Source organism: Achromobacter sp. JD417, from assembly GCF_041879325.1.
GTDB lineage: Bacteria > Pseudomonadota > Gammaproteobacteria > Burkholderiales > Burkholderiaceae_B > Achromobacter > Achromobacter mucicolens.
In genome coordinates this window covers 1,212,618-1,231,249 of the sequence record NZ_CP087159.1, presented here as the reverse complement: position 1 = coordinate 1,231,249, position 18,632 = coordinate 1,212,618, and the positions used below count along the sequence as shown (strand labels likewise).

Annotated in this window: 14 protein-coding genes and 1 tRNA gene; 3 read left to right on the top strand and 12 right to left on the bottom strand. The window is 63.9% G+C overall.

Annotated elements, in window-relative coordinates; translation table 11 throughout:
- Window positions 1-324: 324 nt before the first annotated feature.
- The 4 genes from LN047_RS05655 to rpsO form a co-directional block, all read right to left on the bottom strand.
- Window positions 325-1,542, bottom strand: a complete 1,218-nt coding sequence (locus LN047_RS05655) for a threonine ammonia-lyase (RefSeq protein ID WP_373981293.1) — start codon at window positions 1,540-1,542, stop codon at window positions 325-327.
- Window positions 1,543-1,555: 13 nt separating this feature from the next.
- The gene (locus LN047_RS05650) at window positions 1,556-2,281 is read right to left on the bottom strand and encodes a hypothetical protein (RefSeq protein ID WP_056321446.1); all 726 of its coding nucleotides are present in this window, start codon (window positions 2,279-2,281) and stop codon (window positions 1,556-1,558) included.
- A 191-nt stretch (window positions 2,282-2,472) separates the two neighbouring features.
- Window positions 2,473-4,635: a polyribonucleotide nucleotidyltransferase gene (gene pnp, locus LN047_RS05645; protein WP_175156796.1), complete on the bottom strand. Its 2,163-nt coding sequence runs from the start codon at window positions 4,633-4,635 to the stop codon at window positions 2,473-2,475.
- Window positions 4,636-4,725: 90 nt separating this feature from the next.
- Complete coding sequence (rpsO, locus tag LN047_RS05640; RefSeq protein ID WP_006223612.1) at window positions 4,726-4,995, bottom strand: 30S ribosomal protein S15; 270 nt, start codon at window positions 4,993-4,995, stop codon at window positions 4,726-4,728.
- Window positions 4,996-5,310: 315 nt separating this feature from the next.
- Here rpsO and LN047_RS05635 point away from each other — a divergent pair, with 315 nt between their 5' ends.
- On the top strand, window positions 5,311-5,829 hold the full coding sequence (locus tag LN047_RS05635; protein WP_280002230.1) for a hypothetical protein: 519 nt from the start codon (window positions 5,311-5,313) through the stop codon (window positions 5,827-5,829).
- 97 nt (window positions 5,830-5,926) lie between these two features.
- On the opposite strand, the gene pssA is transcribed toward LN047_RS05635, so the two are convergent.
- From pssA to LN047_RS05615, 4 genes are all read right to left on the bottom strand, one after another.
- Window positions 5,927-6,700, bottom strand: a complete 774-nt coding sequence (gene pssA, locus LN047_RS05630; protein ID WP_280002228.1) for a CDP-diacylglycerol--serine O-phosphatidyltransferase — start codon at window positions 6,698-6,700, stop codon at window positions 5,927-5,929.
- Between the two features lie 200 nt (window positions 6,701-6,900).
- Entirely contained in the window at window positions 6,901-7,917 is a 1,017-nt protein-coding gene (gene ilvC, locus LN047_RS05625) for a ketol-acid reductoisomerase (RefSeq protein ID WP_062840423.1), read from the bottom strand.
- Between the two features lie 73 nt (window positions 7,918-7,990).
- A complete protein-coding gene (ilvN, locus tag LN047_RS05620) occupies window positions 7,991-8,482 on the bottom strand; it encodes an acetolactate synthase small subunit (RefSeq protein WP_006223608.1) in 492 nt (163 codons plus the stop codon).
- Window positions 8,483-8,494: 12 nt separating this feature from the next.
- Window positions 8,495-10,264 (bottom strand): acetolactate synthase 3 catalytic subunit, encoded by a 1,770-nt coding sequence (locus tag LN047_RS05615; RefSeq protein ID WP_223576600.1) that lies wholly within the window; start codon window positions 10,262-10,264, stop codon window positions 8,495-8,497.
- A 417-nt stretch (window positions 10,265-10,681) separates the two neighbouring features.
- Between LN047_RS05615 and LN047_RS05610 the strand changes: the two genes are divergently transcribed.
- Window positions 10,682-12,907, top strand: coding sequence for an FUSC family membrane protein (locus LN047_RS05610; protein WP_373981292.1), 2,226 nt, complete (start codon window positions 10,682-10,684; stop codon window positions 12,905-12,907).
- A 199-nt stretch (window positions 12,908-13,106) separates the two neighbouring features.
- Here LN047_RS05610 and yaaA read toward each other — a convergent pair whose 3' ends face one another.
- The 3 genes from yaaA to LN047_RS05595 all read right to left on the bottom strand — a co-directional run bounded on the left by yaaA (window position 13,107) and on the right by LN047_RS05595 (window position 16,018).
- Window positions 13,107-13,880: a peroxide stress protein YaaA gene (gene yaaA / locus LN047_RS05605; protein WP_226848329.1), complete on the bottom strand. Its 774-nt coding sequence runs from the start codon at window positions 13,878-13,880 to the stop codon at window positions 13,107-13,109.
- A 16-nt stretch (window positions 13,881-13,896) separates the two neighbouring features.
- On the bottom strand, window positions 13,897-14,679 hold the full coding sequence (locus tag LN047_RS05600) for a 3-hydroxybutyrate dehydrogenase (RefSeq protein ID WP_062840421.1): 783 nt from the start codon (window positions 14,677-14,679) through the stop codon (window positions 13,897-13,899).
- Between the two features lie 121 nt (window positions 14,680-14,800).
- Window positions 14,801-16,018: a cation:proton antiporter gene (locus LN047_RS05595; protein ID WP_373981291.1), complete on the bottom strand. Its 1,218-nt coding sequence runs from the start codon at window positions 16,016-16,018 to the stop codon at window positions 14,801-14,803.
- A 234-nt stretch (window positions 16,019-16,252) separates the two neighbouring features.
- Between LN047_RS05595 and LN047_RS05590 the strand changes: the two genes are divergently transcribed.
- Window positions 16,253-16,343, top strand: a tRNA-Ser gene (locus LN047_RS05590).
- Between the two features lie 97 nt (window positions 16,344-16,440).
- On the opposite strand, the gene LN047_RS05585 is transcribed toward LN047_RS05590, so the two are convergent.
- On the bottom strand, window positions 16,441-18,057 hold the full coding sequence (locus LN047_RS05585) for a methyl-accepting chemotaxis protein (protein ID WP_279990705.1): 1,617 nt from the start codon (window positions 18,055-18,057) through the stop codon (window positions 16,441-16,443).
- Window positions 18,058-18,632 lie beyond the last annotated feature (575 nt).

Below are 18,632 nucleotides of genomic sequence, written 5' to 3'. Positions count from 1 at the left end.
GTCAACAGCCAGCTTGTGATGGCCAGCCAATCGTGGAACATCGATTGAAAAGACCGCATATCGGGGAAGTTAGGCCGACACCAAAAAGTTCCATTAAAAATCTCAACCGCCTCTGCGATGAAACATATCGATGCATTTTTTTGGTGCGTCTGCACGCAAACGGGGCATTCCGTCGTGCGTGAATCGCAACCGATCAACCCTTCGGAAGCGCACTGCCATGGGCTTCGGCCATAAAAAATCGCTCCCGCCAAAAGCTCGACGGGAGCGACAGTTTCCTGACAGCAACTTGAAAGATTTGGTAGCGCGGTAACGCCGCGCGGCGGATCAGTGGTCGTGGTTGCTGGCGGCGAATCCCGCCGCGTTCAGGACGTCGATCACTTCCTGGATATGCTCGGGGCCCCGCGTCTGGAGGACAAAATCCACCTCGACATTGCGCACCGGCAGCGACGTGAACGCGCGCTGGTGATGCACTTCCGTGATGTTGGCTTGCGCGTCGGCAATGAGCTTGGTGGCGTGGGCCAGCGCGCCCGGCAGGTCGCGCAGGTCGACGCGGATGCGCGCCAGGCGTCCGGCGCGGACCATGCCGCGCTCGATCAACTCGCCCAGCATCAGCGGATCGATATTGCCGCCGGTGAGCACCAGCCCGATGCGTTTGCCCTTGTAGCGGTCGCTGCCCTCTTCCTGCGCGCGCAGCAGTGCGGCCAGGCCAGCGGCGCCGGCGCCTTCGACGACGGTCTTTTCAATTTCCAGCAGCACGACGATGGCATGCTCGATGTCCGCCTCGCTGACCAGCTCGATCCGGTCGACCAGCCGGCGCACGACGGGCAGCGTCAGATCGCCGGGCGATTTGACGGCGATGCCCTCGGCAATGGTGTACTGCCCCGGCGGCATGGTGGCGCCCTGGACGGCGGCGTACATGGCCGGAAAACGCTCGGTCTGCACGCCCACGATCTCGATGGCGGGGTTCACGGCCTTGGCGGCCGTGGAAATCCCGGAAATCAGCCCGCCGCCGCCGATGGCGATGACCAGGGTATCGAGCTCGGGCTGGTCTTCCAGCATTTCCAGCGCGACGGTGCCCTGCCCGGCCATGACGGCTTCGTCGTCATAGGGGTGGATCATGATGAGGCCGCGCTCCTGGGCCAGTTCGTAGCCGCGCGCCTTGGCGTCATCGAAGGTGTCGCCCGCCAGGACGACTTCGGCGCCGAAGCGCCGCGTATTGGCGACCTTCACCGTCGGGGTGAACCGCGGCATCACGATCACCGCCGGCACCCCCATGCGCTGCGCATGATAGGCCACGCCCTGGGCGTGATTGCCCGCCGAGACTGCGATCACGCCCTTGGCGCGCTCGGCGTCCGACAGCGTGAGCATGCGGTTCAGCGCGCCGCGCTCCTTGAAGGACGCGGTGAACTGCAGGTTCTCGAACTTCAGCCAGATCTCGGCGCCGAAGATGTCGGACAGCGTGCGGGACAGGGTGAACGGGGTCTTGAGCACCTGCCCGCGCAGGTTCTCGCGGGCGGACTGGATGGATGCGATATCGATCACGATGGAAATCCTGTTAACGCACAGGCAGGAAGTTGAAGAGCAACAGGCCCTGGGCGTAGTTGATGCCGATGCGCCGGGAGTTTTCGCCGAGCAGGTTGGCGATCAGGTCCAGCCGGCCAATGATGGCGCCGAACTCGCGCTCGAAGCTGAGATTCGTGGCGTTCGGGGAAATCTCATTGGCTAGCAGCAGCAGTTCGCCCTGGTTGTTGCGGCGCGTGGCCAGCAGCCAGGCCGCGGCCTCGACGTTCCGAGCGGCATTGTAGACCCGCTGACCATCCAGGGCGTCGGTGGCGTACAGGCGCGTCTTGCCGTTGTGCGCGGCGATGATGGTGTCGGCCAGGCCGTAGATGAAGGCGCCGACCCGGTCGCCCGGATAGTTGGGATCCAGCGCAACCGCCAGGATCTGGATGTCGCGCAAGCCGGCCAGGTCGCCAGGAGGCACGCGCACTTCGATGGAATGCTTGACTCGGTTGACCGCCGTGGCCAGGTCCGGCACGCCGGTCTTGCGCCACTCTCGGGGATTGCGACGATACAGCTTGTCGAGCAGCGAGTACAAGCTGGTCAGGTTGTCTCGCACCTCCAGCGTGACGGTGCGGTTGAAGTCCGTCTGCGCGAACTGGTCCGCCGTCATGTCCTCGCCCTTGGGGCCGCGCTGACCCGGCCCGGGGGGAGTCATGCAGCCCGTCAACAGCGCAGCCAGCAGCGCCGTGGTGACTGCGGTTATCGGCCACGCCGTCATGCCTTGCTCATCCGTCTGCCCCCTTAGATCAAGCGAGAAGCGCGCCGCATCGGGGCGGCGCGTCTCTCGCGCAAGACTTTACAGGAAGGCGGGCGAACTGGGGAGCCGCGGGCCGCCCCGCATGGCTGCCACGGCGCAGGCAAAAAAAAACGGCGCCTGCGGCGCCGTCTTTCAATCAGGAGGCTGCAGGCTTATTCAGCTTGCGGTTCCGATTGGGGAGCGGCTTCGGGTGCGGCAGCGGCTTGCTGCTGCTCGATGCCGCCGATCGCCTTGATGGACAGGCGCAGGCGGCCCTTGTCGTCGGCCTCGATGACCTTGACGCGGACTTGCTGGCCGACCTTCAGCACATCGTTGATGTTCGCGATGCGGTAGTTGGCGATTTCCGAGATGTGCAGCAGGCCGTCGCGGCCCGGCAGCACTTGCACGATGGCGCCGAAGTCCAGCAGACGCAGGACCGAGCCTTCGTAGATCTGGCCCACTTCGACGTCGGCGGTCAGCTCGACGATGCGGCGCTGGGCTTCCTTGGCCTGCGCTTCGTCGACGCTGGCGATCACGATCGTGCCGTCGTCGGAGATGTCGATCTGCGTGCCGGTTTCTTCGGTCAGCGCGCGGATGGTGGCGCCGCCCTTGCCGATCACGTCGCGGATCTTCTCGGGGTTGATCTTGATGGTCAGCATGCGCGGCGCGAAAGCCGACAGCTCGCCGCGCGAACCGTCCAGGGCTTCCTTCATCTTGCCGAGGATGTGCAGACGGCCTTCACGGGCCTGGTCCAGCGCAACCTGCATGATTTCCTTGGTGATGCCCTGGATCTTGATGTCCATCTGCAGTGCGGTGACGCCGTTTTCGGTGCCCGCAACCTTGAAGTCCATGTCGCCCAGGTGATCTTCGTCGCCCAGGATGTCCGTCAGCACGGCGAACTTGCCGCCGTCCAGGATCAGGCCCATGGCCACGCCGGCCACGTGATCCTTGATGGGCACGCCGGCGTCCATCATGGCGAGCGAGCCGCCGCAGACCGAAGCCATCGACGAGGAGCCGTTGGATTCGGTGATTTCCGACACGAGGCGGATCGTGTACTGGAAGTCTTCCGGAGCCGGCAGCAGCGGCACCAGCGAGCGCTTGGCCAGACGGCCGTGGCCGATTTCGCGGCGCTTGGGCACACCGATGCGGCCGGTTTCGCCGGTGGCGAACGGAGGCATGTTGTAGTGCATCATGAAGCGGTCACGGTACTCGCCCATGAGCGCGTCGATGATCTGTTCGTCTTGCTTGGTGCCCAGCGTGGCCACGACCAGCGCCTGGGTTTCGCCACGGGTGAACAGCGCGCTGCCGTGCGCGCGGGGCAGCACGCCCAGACGCACGCTGATCGGACGCACGGTGCGGGTGTCGCGGCCGTCGATACGCGGTTCGCCGTTCAGGATCTGGCCGCGGACGATGGCCGATTCCAGCGAGAACATGATGTTGTCGACCGTGACGGCGTCCGGAGCCGATTCGCCCTTTTCGGCGGCGGCGGCGGCCAGCTTGGCCGACACTTCGGCCGACACTTCACGCAGCTTGGCCGTGCGGGCCTGCTTTTCGCGGATCTGGTAGGCGGCGTTCAGGCCTTCCTGGGCGGCGGCGGTGACCGCGGCGATCAGGGCCTCGTCCTTGGCGGGAGCTTGCCAATCCCAATCGGGCTTGCCGGCGTCCTTCACGAGGTCGTGAATGGCGTTGATGACGGTCTGCATTTGCTGGTGGCCATAGACCACGCCGCCCAACATGACTTCTTCGGACAGCTGATCAGCTTCCGATTCGACCATCAGCACGGCGTTTTCCGTACCGGCGACAACCAGGTTCAGCTTGGAGGACTTCAGTTCCGATGCGGTCGGGTTGATGGTGTATTGACCATCGATGTAACCCACGCGCGCGGCGCCGATCGGGCCATTGAACGGGATGCCCGAGATGGCCAGCGCGGCCGAGGCGCCGATCATGGCGGCGATGTCGGGATCGATTTCAGGATTGACCGATAGCGTGTGCAGAACCACCTGGACTTCGTTGTAGAAGTCTTCGGGGAACAGCGGACGCAGCGGACGGTCGATCAGGCGCGACGTCAGCGTTTCCTTTTCGGAGGGCTTGCCTTCGCGCTTGAAGAACCCGCCCGGGATACGGCCGGCGGCGTAGGTCTTTTCGATGTAGTCGACGGTCAGCGGGAAGAACGTCTGACCCGGCTTGGCCTTCTTGGCAGCCACGACGGTGGCCAGGACGACGGTGTCCTCGATCGACACCACAACGGCGCCGGAGGCCTGGCGAGCGATCTCGCCAGTTTCCAGGACGACCGTATGCTGGCCGTACTGGAACGATTTAGTCACTTTGTTGAACATGACGATTATTCCTTACAAATGAAAAACCGTGGCCGCTGCGACATGCGTCGCACCGACCACGGTTGCGTCATGGGGAGCCAGCCCCGTCGATCACTTGCGCAGACCGAGTTTTTCGATCAGTGCGCGGTACGAATCGGGATTGCGGCCCTTGAGATAGTCGAGCAGCTTGCGGCGACGGCTGACCATACGCAGCAGACCGCGGCGCGAGTGATGATCCTTCATGTGTTCTTTGAAGTGACCGGTCAGCTCGTTGATACGGGCGGTGAGCAGAGCCACCTGAACTTCGGGGGAGCCGGTATCGCCCTGAGCGCGTTGGAATTGCGCAACGATATCGGATTTCTTGATGTCAGCTACAGACATTGATGACCTCTTCGGACATGCGACAGGGCCGAGGCGCCCTGACGTGGTTTGGAAAAAATTTGCGCGAGCCAGGCTTGAATTCGCTTTCTCACTGCTGCCATTGGCGGGATCGGGCAGGACCGGCAAATAAGGCGTGACGCCGCTTTGCGGGTACTGCGACAAGCCACCAGCGGCTGGCGCAAAGGATCTTGCAGAATCAATACATTTGATAAAGCTCGGCGATTATAGCTGATTCGCTAGAATTACCCCAGCAAGGAGACTGGACCCGGCCAATGGCCGGTCGAGGCGGCAACGCCCACCCCACAGGAGAAGGACATGATCAGCCCATACCGAATGGTCCGCTTGGCCGCCGCATCGATCGCGCTGGCCGGTCTGGCCGCCTGCGCCAACATGACCGAGGTGCCGCCCGGCACCCCGCTGTCGCAAGTCCAGGCGCAATTTGGCGCGCCCAACTTCGAATGTCCCCAGGCCAACGGCGGCCGGCGCGTGATCTGGACGCAGCAGCCGATGGGCCAGTATGCGTGGGGCGCCAACGTCGGTCCCGATGAACGGATAGACCGGGTAATGCCGCTTCTGACCGACGCGCATTTCAAGGTGCTGGAGACGGGAGATTGGGGGCCGGATCGCGTGCGCTGCGAATTCGGACCGCCCGCGCGCATCGATCAGGCCGGGCTGGGCGAAAAGCGCGAAGTCGTCTGGTCGTACCGCTACAAGGAAAACGGCGTGTGGAATTCGCTGATGTATGTCTACATGAGCCGCGACGGCAGCAAGGTGACGCACTTTCATCCCGGGCCGGACCCCATGTACGACGACGACCGGTTCAACTGGTGGTAGATGGCCTGCCCGGGCTGTCTGCGCCCCGGACCTGAAGGCCCGCCAGAATGCAAAAAACCCGCCGGTTTTGAATCGGCGGGTTTCTTTTTGAATGCCCTCAGGTGGAATGGCCCCGGCGCTCCTGCTGCAGGCGGCGCACCTTGTTCCAGCGCCAGACCCACGTGACCCAGCCCGACAGGCCGTACAGCACGAACAGCCCGAACAGCACCACCGGAGGATCGCTGGACACGAACACGAACACCGCGACGACGAGCAGGATGCCCCAGAACGGCACGCTGCGGCCCAGGGCGAAGCTCTTGCCGCTGAAGAACGGCGCGTTCGACACCATGGTGATGCCCGCGTACATGGTCAGCGTGAACGCCACCCAGGCCATCAGGCTGTCATGGATGGGCAGCTTGTTGTCCACGGCCAGCCACACGAAACCGGCCACCAGCGCGGCCGCGGCCGGGCTGGGCAGGCCTTGGAAGTAGCGTTTGTCGACCACGGCGATGTTGGTGTTGAAGCGCGCCAGCCGCAGCGCCGCCCCCGACACATACACGAAGGCCGCCAGCCAGCCCCAGCGGCCAAGGTCGTTCAGGATCCATTCGTACATGACCAGCGCCGGCGCCACGCCGAAGGACGTCATGTCGGACAGCGAATCGTATTGCTCGCCGAATGCGGACTGGGTGTTGGTCAGGCGGGCCACCCGGCCGTCCATGCCGTCCAGCACCATGGCGACAAAAATGGCGATGGCGGCGACTTCGAAGCGGTCGTTCATGGCCTGCACAACGGCATAGAACCCGGCAAACAAAGCGGCGGTGGTGAACGCGTTGGGGAGCAGGTAAATGCTCCGGTGGCGGTTCTCGGAATCGCGCATGGAAAAATTGGGCATGGTCTCAATAACTTACGACGAACTTTGAAAGGTTAACCTATCTGGCCCTGCTTGCGGGCTACAGCAAGGATCGTGCCCGGCCCAATTGGCGCCAGGGGCCGTAAATAAGCAGGAAAAGGCCAAAAAAAGCGGCATGCCCTTGCGAGGCATGCCGCTTCGATCCTGACCGGCGGGGCCTGAAAGCCCCGCCTGCACGGGGATCAGTTCTTGGACTTGTCCACCAGCTTGTTGGCGGCGATCCAGGGCATCATGGCGCGCAGCTTGCCGCCCACTTGCTCGATCTGCGATTCCGCATTGATGCGGCGGCGCGAGGTCAGCGTCGGGGCGCCGGCGGCGTTTTCCAGGATGAACTTCTTGGCGTATTCGCCGGTCTGGATGTCCGTCAGGCACTGGCGCATGGCCTTGCGGGTTTCGTCCGTGACGATCTTCGGACCCGTTTCGTATTCGCCGAATTCGGCGTTGTTCGAAATCGAGTAGTTCATGTTGGCGATGCCGCCTTCGTAGATCAGGTCGACGATCAGCTTGAGCTCGTGCAGGCACTCGAAGTAGGCCATTTCGGGCGCGTAGCCGGCTTCCACCAGCGTGTCGAAACCGGCCTTGATCAGTTCGACGGTACCGCCGCACAGCACGGCCTGTTCGCCGAACAGGTCGGTTTCGGTTTCTTCGCGGAAGTTGGTTTCGATGATGCCGGCACGGCCGCCGCCGTTGGCGCTGGCGTACGACAGGGCCACGTCACGCGCGGCGCCCGACTTGTCCTGGTACACGGCCACCAGGTGGGGCACGCCGCCACCTTGCTTGTACGTGTTGCGCACCGTGTGGCCGGGGGCCTTCGGGGCGATCATGATGACGTCAATGTCTTCGCGCGGCACGACCTGGCCGTAGTGCACGTTGAAACCGTGAGCAAACGCCAGGGCGGCGCCCGCCTTGATGTTGGCGTGGACTTCGTTGTTGTAGACCGAAGCGATGTTCTCGTCGGGCAGCAGCATCATGACGATGTCAGCCGACTTGACGGCGTCGGCGACTTCCTTGACTTCCAGGCCGGCGTTGGCGGCCTTGTTCCACGAGGCGCCGCCCTTGCGCAGGCCGACGATGACCTTCACGCCCGACTCATGCAGGTTCAGCGCGTGCGCGTGGCCTTGCGAGCCGTAACCGATGATGGCGACGGTCTTGCCTTTGATGAGGGACAGATCGCAGTCTTTGTCGTAGAAAACTTTCATGTTGTGCTCCAGATTCCAGTATTTGGATATTCGTTTGATTCAGATGTAGGGTGAGGCAGGCCTGGAAGGCCGGTCAAATCTTCAAAATCCGTTCACCGCGTCCGATGCCGGACACGCCGGTGCGCACGGTTTCAAGGATGGCACTGCGGTCCAGGGCCTCGAGGAAGGCCTGTACTTTTTCCTGCACCCCGGTCAGTTCGATGGTGTAGGACTTGTCGGTGACGTCGATGATGCGGCCGCGGAAGATGTCCGCCATGCGCTTCATTTCCTCGCGTTCCTTGCCGACGGCGCGCACCTTCACGAGCATCAGCTCGCGCTCGATGTGGGCGCCTTCGGTCAGGTCCACCACCTTCACGACATCGACCAGGCGGTTCAAATGCTTGGTGATCTGTTCGATGACCTCGTCCGAACCGGTCGTGACGATGGTCATGCGCGACAGCGTGGAATCCTCGGTGGGCGCCACGGTCAGGGTTTCGATGTTGTAGCCCCGCGCGGAAAACAGGCCCACCACGCGCGACAGCGCGCCGGGTTCGTTTTCGAGGAGGACGGAAATCACGTGCTTCATTGCGGGGCCTCCTTACAGGTCTTCAGAGCCGAGCAGCATTTCGGTCAGCCCACGGCCGGCCTTGACCATCGGCCACACGTTTTCGGTGCGGTCGGTGATGAAGTCCAGGAAGACCAGGCGCTCCTTGTGCTTGCCGAACGCCTCGCGCAGCGCCGGTTCGACGTCGGCCGGGCGCTCGATGCGCAGGCCCACGTGGCCATAGGCCTCGGCAACCTTGACGAAATCGGGCAGCGAATCCATGTACGACTCGGAATAGCGCGAGCCGTAGTCGATCTGCTGCCACTGGCGCACCATGCCCAGGAAACGGTTGTTCAGGCAGACGATCTTGGGCGTCAGGCGGTACTGGTGGCAGGTCGACAGTTCCTGGATGTTCATCTGGATCGAGGCTTCGCCGGTGATGACGGCAACGTCCTTGCCCGGATTGGCCATCTGCACGCCCATGGCGTACGGCAGGCCCACACCCATGGTGCCCAGGCCGCCGGAGTTGATCCAGCGGCGCGGCTTGTCGAACTTGTAGTACTGCGCGGCCCACATCTGGTGCTGGCCGACGTCCGAGGTGACGAAAGCGTCGCCGCCCGTCACTTCCCAGAGCTTTTCCACCACGTACTGCGGCTTGATGACTTCGGTCGAGTTGGCGAACTTCAGGCATTCCTTGCCGCGCCACGTCTCGACCTGGTCCCACCACTTGGCGAGCGAGGCCGGCTTGTGCTCGGCGGCGGCGATCTCGAACTGCGCGCTGAGATCGGCCAGGACGTCCTTGACGTTGCCCACGATCGGGACATCCACGCGCACGCGCTTGGAGATCGACGAGGGATCGATGTCGATATGGATGATCTTGCGGGCGTTCTGCGCGAAGTGCTTGGGATTGCCGATCACGCGGTCATCGAAACGGGCGCCGATGGCAAGCAGCACGTCGCAGTGCTGCATGGCCATGTTGGCCTCGTACGTGCCGTGCATGCCGGGCATGCCCACGAACTGGCCGCTGCTGGCCGGGAAGCCGCCCAGACCCATGAGGGTGCTGGTGCAGGGCGCGCCCAGCTGCGTCACGAGCTTGTTGAGCTCGGGCGCGGCGTTCGAGAGGATGACGCCGCCGCCCGTGTAAATCATGGGGCGTTCGGCGGCCAGCAGCATCTGCACGGCCTTCTTGATCTGTCCCTGATGGCCCTTATTGACGGGCGCGTAGGAACGCATCGAGATCTCGCCCTTAGGCGGCACGTACTTGCACTGCGCGACGGTGATGTCCTTGGGGATATCCACCAGCACCGGGCCCGGACGGCCCGTGCGCGCAATGTAGAACGCGCGGCGCATGGTTTCGGCCAGGTCCTTGACGTCACGCACCAGGAAGTTGTGCTTGACGCAGGGACGCGTGATGCCGACGGTGTCGCATTCCTGGAAGGCGTCTTCGCCAATGGCCGCAGTGGGCACCTGCCCGCTGATGATGACCATCGGGATGGAGTCCATGTAGGCGGTGGCAATGCCGGTAACGGCATTGGTCACGCCCGGACCGCTGGTCACGATGCAGACGCCGACCTTTTGCGACGAGCGCGAATAGGCATCGGCCGCGTGTACGGCAGCTTGCTCGTGACGAACCAGGATATGCTGGAATTTGTCTTGCTTGAAGATTGCGTCGTAGATATAGAGCACCGCGCCGCCAGGGTAGCCGAAAACGTGTTCCACGCCTTCATCGGCCAGGCAGCGCACGACGATGTCGGCGCCATTCATTTCCATGTTGTAGTTCCTTTCAGTACCGGCCCTGCAACCCTGACTGCTGCGCGCCCGGATACGGCGGCAACTGAACCCATACCGGTTACGACAACATGATCCGGCGCTTAGCGGCTCACGGAGCCACGCCACCCGGACACCTTGCCGACCCGGCACACGCTCGACAGAACGCAGTGCAAACGCCCCTTGGGGACGCTGGAGGTCGAAATGGAAGCCTTGGCAACACACGCTTGTGGCGCGGCCAACGGCAGGTGTGACTTGCTGCAGGACGGCTGGGATGTGACCCTGGCCGTTCGCATCAACGCTCCGGTTTCGGATAGGCAGACCGAAGCAAGTGTGGCAATTTACCGCGTTGCGTCAAAGGTGGCAAATCGGCTTTTGCCGACCGTTGCAAGGAGGGTTCGGTAACTATCCGGCCCCAAAACCCGCGATGGCCTCTCTATACTTGTTGCGTCGTCCAGAACCGAGCCGCCGCCCATGGATTTACGCATCGCCAGCATCCGCCGCTTTCTCTATAGCCACTACTTCTTCGGAGGGGTGCGCCAGGGGGTTGGCATGCTGTTGCCCGTACTGGTGCTGGGCGGCATCTTCGGCAATTACACGACCGGCCTGGTGGCGACCTTCGGCGCCCAGTGCCTGGCCATCATCGACCAGCCGGGCGGTCCGCAGCGGCACCGCACCAACGAAATGCTGGGCGGCGCCGCGCTGGGCACGATCACCGTCATCATCACGGGGCTGGCGTCCACGCATCCGGTGCTGATCTGGCTGGTGGTCATCGCGCAGTGCTTCGTCTATTCCATGTTCACCGTGTTCGGCAAGCGCGGCGGCCTGATTGGCTTTGCGGGCCTCTTGCTGATGACGCTGACCATGCATTCGCCGCTGGCGCCGCATGAAGTCCTGTCCCATGCCGCCGCCACGCTGGGCGGCGCGCTGTTCTATGTGGTGTTCAGTTTGGGGTTTTCTCGCCTGTTCTGGCTGCGCGAAGAGCAGCAGGCCATGTCGGTGGCGCTGTTTGCCACCGCCGACTACGTGGCCGCGCGCGCCAACTTCTACGACGAAACGTCCGATCTGGACGAGGCCTACCGCAACCTGATCCAGCGCCAATCGGTCATGACCGAGAAGCACCAGTCCGCGCGCGACATGGTGTTGCGCGCCCTGCCCCGCGGCAAGGGATTGGGCGACCGCCAGCGCGTGATGATCTGGAACATGTTCGTGGACATGCTGCAGCTGCTGGACACGCTGGTCGCCACGCATACCGACTACGCCGCGCTGCGCCGCACGCTGGCCGGCAACGACTGCCTGATCTTCATGCGCGACGCGCTGGTGAAGATGTCGCTGGAGCTGAACCGCATCGCGCTGGACGTCTCGCGCGGGCGCAAGGTGCAGTACCGCAGCAGCGCCAAGGCCGAACTGCGCGCCATCGAATACGAGATCGAACAGTTGAAGCAGCAGGGGTTGGGCGAGCGCGATCCGGAGATGCTGGCGCTCATCGTCCAGGTGCTGCGGCGCCTGCGCAATTCGGCGCGCATCGTGGACCGGCTGGCCGACCACACCGCGGCCTCGCCCGACGCCAAGCCGACCGATGTGCTGCGCATCAACAAGTCGCTGACGCGGTTCATTTCGCGCCAGGAATTCCGGTTCGGCCTGTTGACGAGCAACCTGCGACTGGATTCTCCGCATTTCCGCTACGCGCTGCGCGTGACGGCCGCCGCGGCCATCGCGATGACGCTGGCCAGCCGCTGGCTGTCGCCCGAGTTCTCGGCGCACAATTACTGGATCATGCTGACCATCGTGATCATCATGAAGCCGGGCTTCGCGCTGACGCGCCAGCGCAATGGCTGGCGCCTGATGGGCACCCTGATCGGCTGCATCGCCGCGCTGCTGCTCTTTAACGTGACCGACGAGCCCAGCATCCTGTTCGCCGTGCTGCTGGGCGCGTGCATCATGGGCAACAGCCTGGTGCAGCTGAATTACATGGCCAGCGCGATCTTCAACACCTTGTTCGTGGTGCTGGTGTTCCACTTCGTGTCGCCAGGCACCGTGTCCATGTCGGTGATCGGCGAACGCGCCATCGACACACTGCTGGGCTGCGCGCTCGCGCTGGTCTGCAGCTACATCCTGCCGTGGTGGGAGGCGCGTTACCTGAAGCCGCTGGCCTCGGCCGCGACCCGCGCCAACCGCGAGTATCTGCTGGCCGGCCTGCGCTACGTCGAAGCCATGCAGGCGCACGGCGCGCCGGTGGGCGAAGCCGCCGCCGAGACGCCGGCCGTCACCGACGCCGACCTGGCCTGGCGATTGGCGCGCAAGAACGTTCACATCGCCTTCAGCAATTTCGCCGAGGCGTTCTACCGGATGATGAGCGAACCCAAGTCGCATCAGGTGGACGTGCCGGAACTGAACAACCTGCTAATCCAGAACCACGTGCTGGCCTCGCAGATCACCGCCGCGATTCCCATCCTGGCGGCGCTGCCCGCCACGCCCGAGCCCATCAGGCAGGCCCTGGACGGCATGACCGTCCTGCTGGACGAAAACAGCCCGCGCGTGCCGCTGGACCTGCCCACGCAGTTCGACACCGCCGGGGATCAGGCCGCGCTGGTCTATCCCGTGAAGCAGATGCTCAAGGCCACTCACATGATCCGCCAGGAACTGCTGGCGCTGGCCGACCCGCTGCATGCGCCGCCGGTGGCGGCGGCGGCCTCGTAAGCCGGCGTTCGCCGGTTCCGCGGGCGAAAAAAATGCCGGCCTGGCGCAGATGCCAGGCCGGCATTTTTGTGAAAAGGCGAAGTCCCGACCAGGTGTCTGACACCCCAGCAACCAGGTGTCTGACACCCCAACGAGACAGCCTTCAAGCGACCGCACCGCTTCCGGGGTGTCTGACACCATCCCCCGCCCGGCGACTCCGTCAATCCAGCTTGCGGCGAAACACCAGCTTGTCCGCCGACGAGGCCGACGCGTCGTACGCGTAACCTTCCAGATCAAAACCCTGCAGCCCTTCCGGCTTGGCGACCTTGTGCTGGATGGCGTAACGCGCCATCAGCCCGCGTGCGCGTTTGGCGTGGAAGCTGATGATCTTCCAGGCGCCGTTCTTCCAGTCCTGGAACACGCATTGCACCACCCGCGCCTTCAACACCTTCTGGTCCACCGACTTGAAATACTCCTCGGAGGCCAGGTTGATGATGACCGGCGACTTCTGGCCGGCCTGGCGCTCGTTCAGGTAGTCCGAGATGGTGCTGCCCCAGTATTCATACAGGTTCTTGCCCTTGGGGGTCTCCAGCCGCGTGCCCATTTCCAGCCGGTAGGGCTGCATCAGGTCGAGCGGGCGCAGCACGCCGTACAGACCGCTCAGGATGGCGACGTGCTCCTGAGCCCAGTCGAGCTGCTTGGCCGACAGGGTGGCGGCGTCCAGACCTTCGTAGACGTCGCCATTGAAGGCCAGCACGGCCTGGCGCGAGTTGGCCTGCGTGAAGCTGCGCTTCCAGTGCGCGTAGCGCTGGACGTTCAGCTCGGACAGGGCCGGGCTCAGGCTCATGAGTGCCGAGATGTCCTCGGCGGTCTTGGTCTTAAGAACCTTGATCAGGCCCGCGGCCTGATCCACGAACATCGGCTGGGTGTGCGTCTCGATGTGCAGCGGCGAGTCGTAGTCCAGCTTCTTGGCGGGGGAAAGCAACAACAGCATTCAGGATTTCCTTGATTTAGCGCGCCGTCCAGCCGCCATCGACGGAGACGGTCGTGCCGGTGATTTGCGCGGCGGCATCCGAGGCCAGGAACACGGCGGTGCCGCCCAGTTGTTCCGGCGTCACGAATTGCAGGGACGGCTGCTTTTCGCTGAGCAGTTCGCGCGCAGCGGCTTCCTGGTCCACGCCATTCTTTTCGGCCAGCGCGGTGATCTGCTTTTCGACGAGCGGGGTGCGCACCCAGCCCGGGCAGATGGCGTTGGCGGTGATGCCCTGCCCGGCCGTTTCCAGCGCCGTGACCTTGGTGAATCCCACCACGCCGTGCTTGGCCGCGACATAGGCCGACTTGCTGGCCGAGGCCACCAGACCGTGCGCCGACGCGATATTGATGATGCGGCCAGAGCCTTGCTTCTTCATGTGCGGCAAGGCGGCGGCGGTGCCGTGGAAGACGGCGGACAGGTTCAGCGCCAGGATGGCATCCCACTTTTCGGCGGGGAAATCTTCGATCAGCGCCGTGTGCTGGATGCCGGCGTTATTGACCAGGATGTCGATGCGGCCCAACTGGCGAACGGTGTTCTCGACCAGCTCGCGCACGGCCGCTCCCTTGGACAGGTCTGCGCCGTCGTAGATGACCTTCACGCCATGCTTGCTGGCCAGTTCCGAACGCAGCTTTTCAATGTCGGCCGCGTCGCCGAAACCGTTCAGCACGATGTCCGCACCCTGCTGGGCGAAGGCCGTGGCAATACCCAGGCCGATACCGCTGGTGGAACCGGTGACAAGCGCTACTTTTCCTTTGAGCATGAGCTTTCTCCTGTGAGCGGGCGCATAAGTGAGGAAAACGAAAAGGGGGCAAACGAACAGGGCTACAAGTGTAGCTGCCCGGCAAGGCGCCCATCATGCCATGCCCTCACCCGCCGCAGGGTCAAGCGGCGGGCGGCTTGTCCGCTGGGGACGATGACGCGGCGTCGGCGGGCGGCGCGGCGTCCGCCACCGGCAGGCCGGCCATGCCGCCGTACTTTTCGGGCACGCGCTCCAGCACCTTGATCAGCACCGGCACCACGCCCATCGACACGGCGACGATCACCGACAACACGTCGCGCTGCTCCAGGTTGACCAGATGGTTGTCCCAGGCCTCGTTGAAGATGGCGAAGCTGAACTCGCCGCCCTGGGCCAGCACCAGCGCAAACAGCAGGCGGTGGTACCGGGGCAACCCCAGAAAGCGGGCAAAGCCATAAAGGATGACGGCCTTGACCGCCAGCAGGGCCAGCACGCCGGCGCAGATGAACATCCAGTGATGGGCCACCACCTTCAAGTTGATGGACATGCCGATGGCCACGAAGAACAGGCCCAGCAGCAATCCCTTGAACGGGTCGATCGCCTTTTCGAGTTCGTGCCGGTAGCGCGATTCGGCCATCAGCACGCCCACCAGGAATCCGCCCAGGCCGGCCGACAGGCCCGCATAGTCGAATAACTGGGCGGCGCCCACCACCATCAGCAGCGCGGCGGCGGTAAACAGTTCGTTCAATTCCGCCTTGGCCGCCCACCCCAGAAGGCGCAGCCGGTAGGCCAGCGCCACCACCGCCACGGCGACCAGGGCTTCCTTGAAGGACGGGGCCGACGTGCCATCCGAACCCAGGAGGCCGGCAGCCACCAGCATCGGAATTGCGGCCATGTCCTGAAACAGCAGCACCCCCAGCGCCGAGCGCCCCAACGGTGTGCGGGTCAACTGGCGCTCGTCGAGCAGGCGCAACGCCACCGCCGTGGACGACAGCGCCAGCGACAGGCCGCAAAGCACAGCTGCCTGCCATTCCATGCCGGCCAGATGCCGCAGGGCCGCGCCGAACACCACACCCAGCAGCAGGCCGCACACCAGCATCTGCAGCGAACCCAGGACAAAGACTTCGTTGCGCATCGCCCACAGGCGCTTGGGCGACAGCTCCAGCCCGATGATGAACAGCATCATCACGACGCCCCACTGCGAGACGCCAATCATCGTGTCCACATTGGTGACCAGCTTGAAGCACGATGGGCCGACCAGGATGCCTGCGATCAGATAGCCGGGAATGGCGCCCAGACCCAGCATTTGTGTGACGGGCACGCACAGCACCGCGGCGAGCAGCAGGATGAGGATGAGGTCCATGGGATGGCCAGAGGGCGGAATGGGAAGAATTCTGGCCAAAGATTGCCCCGGCTGAAAGCCGGATGAAACCCGTTGTGGTCCTTTTACCCTTCCTTTTATCCGCCCCTTTACACAAAAGAAAAAAATCCTGTAGAATTGCGGGCTTCGCTGCTCCGACAACGAAGATCCTTCCGACCAGGGATCTTTAGTGAAGTCTTGTTAAACCGAAACTTCACCGCTGCGGAACCCAGCCACGGAGAGGTGGCAGAGTGGTCGAATGTACCTGACTCGAAATCAGGCGTACGGTATCCCCGTACCGTGGGTTCGAATCCCACCCTCTCCGCCAAGTATTAAAGAATGAAGCCCCTGAGAAATCAGGGGCTTTTTTCTTTGTGCTGTCTTTGGTGCGGGATTATCGGTGTGGGCTTATCGGTGTGGGCTGATCAATAAGCAGCCAGCCGCCGAGGCGCCGGCGTTTCGCCAGCGTGGACGGACGATACCGCCTCAACCGCCAACACCCGCTCTGCGCCTCCCGGCAACCTGAACGCGCTCACCGCCCGCGTCAAATCCGCCGACTGATCCTGCATCGATCCCGCCGCCGCGGCCGCCTCTTCGACCAGCGCGGCGTTCTGCTGGGTCACCTCGTCCATCTGCGCCACAGCGCGGTTGACCTGCTCGATGCCGTCGGCCTGTTCGGCCGAGGCTGCGGCGATTTCGCCCATGATGTCGGTCACGCGTTGCACGGAACTGACGATCTCCTGCATGGTCGCCCCGGCGCGTTCGGCGCTGCCCGAGCCCTGGCCGATCTTCTGCACGGTGTCTTCGATCAGCACCTTGATCTCCTTGGCGGCCTGGGCGCTGCGCTGCGCCAGCGTCCGCACCTCGGCGGCCACGACCGCGAAGCCCTTGCCCTGCTCGCCAGCCCGCGCGGCCTCCACGGCGGCGTTCAAGGCCAGGATGTTGGTCTGGAATGCAATGCCGTCGATCACCGACACAATGTCCGAGATCTTCACCGAGCTGGCGGAGATCGCGCTCATGGTGCTGACCACTTCGGACACGGTGGCGCCGCCGCGCGAGGCAGTTTCCGACGCCGCCGCGGCAAGCTGGTTGGCCTGCTTGGCGCTATCGGCGTTCTGCTTGACCGTGGAGGACAGCTGTTCCATCGACGCGGCCGTTTCTTCCAGCGAAGCGGCCTGCTGCTCGGTGCGGGAAGACAGATCGGTATTGCCTGCCGCGATTTCGCCGGACGCGGACGCGATGCTGTCCACACCGGTCCGGATGCGAGCGACCGTGGCGGCCAGGTTGGCGTTCATGGATTCCAGCGCCATCATCAACTGGCCGATCTCGTCACGGGATCGCACGACGATCGTGCTGGTGAGGTCGTTGGCGGCGACGGTGCGCGCCACGCGCACGGCGTCGGACAGCGGACGGGTGATGCTGCGCGTGAGCAGCACGGACATCAACAGACCGCACACCACCGCGATGGAGCCGATCACGATCATCCACAGATTCGCGTTGCCGTAGGACGCTTCGATCTCCGCGGCCCGCGCATCGATGTCGGCGCGTTGCAGCGCGGACAGGCGATTGATGTTGTCGATGAACTGACGCGTCGCGGGCAGGAACTCCTGCGTGAAGATCTTGTTGGCGGCCTCGACGTTGCCTTCCTGCTTGGCCTTGAAGATGCCGTCGCGGGTGCGCAGGTAGTCCGCCCGCGCCTTGCCGATTCCCTGCCACAGCGCCTTTTCCTCGTCGGTCTCGATCAGCGGCTCGATCTTCTGCTGCAAGGCCGACGAGTTGCGGGTCGAGGCCGCCGCTTCCTCGGTGAAGAAGCCCGCCAGGCTGGCGTCGGCGCTCTTTGCGATCGCGGTGGTCCGGGTGACCCCGGTCTGGATGTTGCGCGCCCAGTCGTTGATCAGCCGCTCCTTGGTCAGTGAACGTTGCGTCAGCGTGTCGACCGAATCGTTGATGTTGGCCAGGCTGACCAGCCCGACGACGCACATGACCATGATCATGGCCAGCAAGATGGCGAAACCACCCGCCAGGCGGGTTCCAAGCTTCATGTTTTTCATACTGCCTCCGGCGGCTTCCAGGGCAAGTGTGAATGCGGGCTCGGGCGGATGCCTCGGCGGCGGAATTGCGCCGCCTCCAAAACAGGCCAGATGCTCGCAAGCCCCTGGTTATCCGCCCCCAATAATGGTGTCCGTTGTGTCTGAGAATTGCCGGCGGAGAGGTCGAGTTGTCGAGGGTTCTCGCGACGGTCGAACGGATGCTAGCAGTCCGGATTTGGGGGCCATCGGGGGAAATGAAGGCGTTATTGACGCAACCTCGACGCATTGCGCCAAATCGCCGGCGGCGTTGTAAAAAAGCCGCTTTCCGGCCGCAACGCACGGGTGGGGACCAGACGCGTTTTGCCGCAGGCTTCGTAGGTCGCCCGCCGCCGCGGCCACCGTGGGCACGATCGCCCACGATTGCGGTCCGGAGCCTTCGCTCCGGACTCCCCCTTCGTCATCTTCGTCCGCCTTCGGCTCCCTTCAGATTCCCTCGGGCGCATCGACGGCGCTCGCACCCACGGTGACCGCGACGCCGTGCTGAGAGGGTCTTTGGTTTGCGCGCTACAAGACCTGTGGACAGGGCA

What these genes read in the sequence shown, in the direction of transcription:
- LN047_RS05585 (WP_279990705.1), bottom strand. Translation starts at nt 18,057, where the DNA reads ATGAAGCTTGGAACCCGCCTGGCGGGTGGTTTCGCCATCTTGCTGGCC.
- rpsO (WP_006223612.1), bottom strand. Translation starts at nt 4,995, where the DNA reads ATGTCTGTAGCTGACATCAAGAAATCCGATATCGTTGCGCAATTCCAA.
- LN047_RS05610 (WP_373981292.1), top strand. Translation starts at nt 10,682, where the DNA reads ATGGATTTACGCATCGCCAGCATCCGCCGCTTTCTCTATAGCCACTAC.
- pnp (WP_175156796.1), bottom strand. Translation starts at nt 4,635, where the DNA reads ATGTTCAACAAAGTGACTAAATCGTTCCAGTACGGCCAGCATACGGTC.
- ilvN (WP_006223608.1), bottom strand. Translation starts at nt 8,482, where the DNA reads ATGAAGCACGTGATTTCCGTCCTCCTCGAAAACGAACCCGGCGCGCTG.
- yaaA (WP_226848329.1), bottom strand. Translation starts at nt 13,880, where the DNA reads ATGCTGTTGTTGCTTTCCCCCGCCAAGAAGCTGGACTACGACTCGCCG.
- LN047_RS05595 (WP_373981291.1), bottom strand. Translation starts at nt 16,018, where the DNA reads ATGGACCTCATCCTCATCCTGCTGCTCGCCGCGGTGCTGTGCGTGCCC.
- LN047_RS05650 (WP_056321446.1), bottom strand. Translation starts at nt 2,281, where the DNA reads ATGACGGCGTGGCCGATAACCGCAGTCACCACGGCGCTGCTGGCTGCG.
- ilvC (WP_062840423.1), bottom strand. Translation starts at nt 7,917, where the DNA reads ATGAAAGTTTTCTACGACAAAGACTGCGATCTGTCCCTCATCAAAGGC.
- LN047_RS05635 (WP_280002230.1), top strand. Translation starts at nt 5,311, where the DNA reads ATGATCAGCCCATACCGAATGGTCCGCTTGGCCGCCGCATCGATCGCG.
- pssA (WP_280002228.1), bottom strand. Translation starts at nt 6,700, where the DNA reads ATGCCCAATTTTTCCATGCGCGATTCCGAGAACCGCCACCGGAGCATT.
- LN047_RS05600 (WP_062840421.1), bottom strand. Translation starts at nt 14,679, where the DNA reads ATGCTCAAAGGAAAAGTAGCGCTTGTCACCGGTTCCACCAGCGGTATC.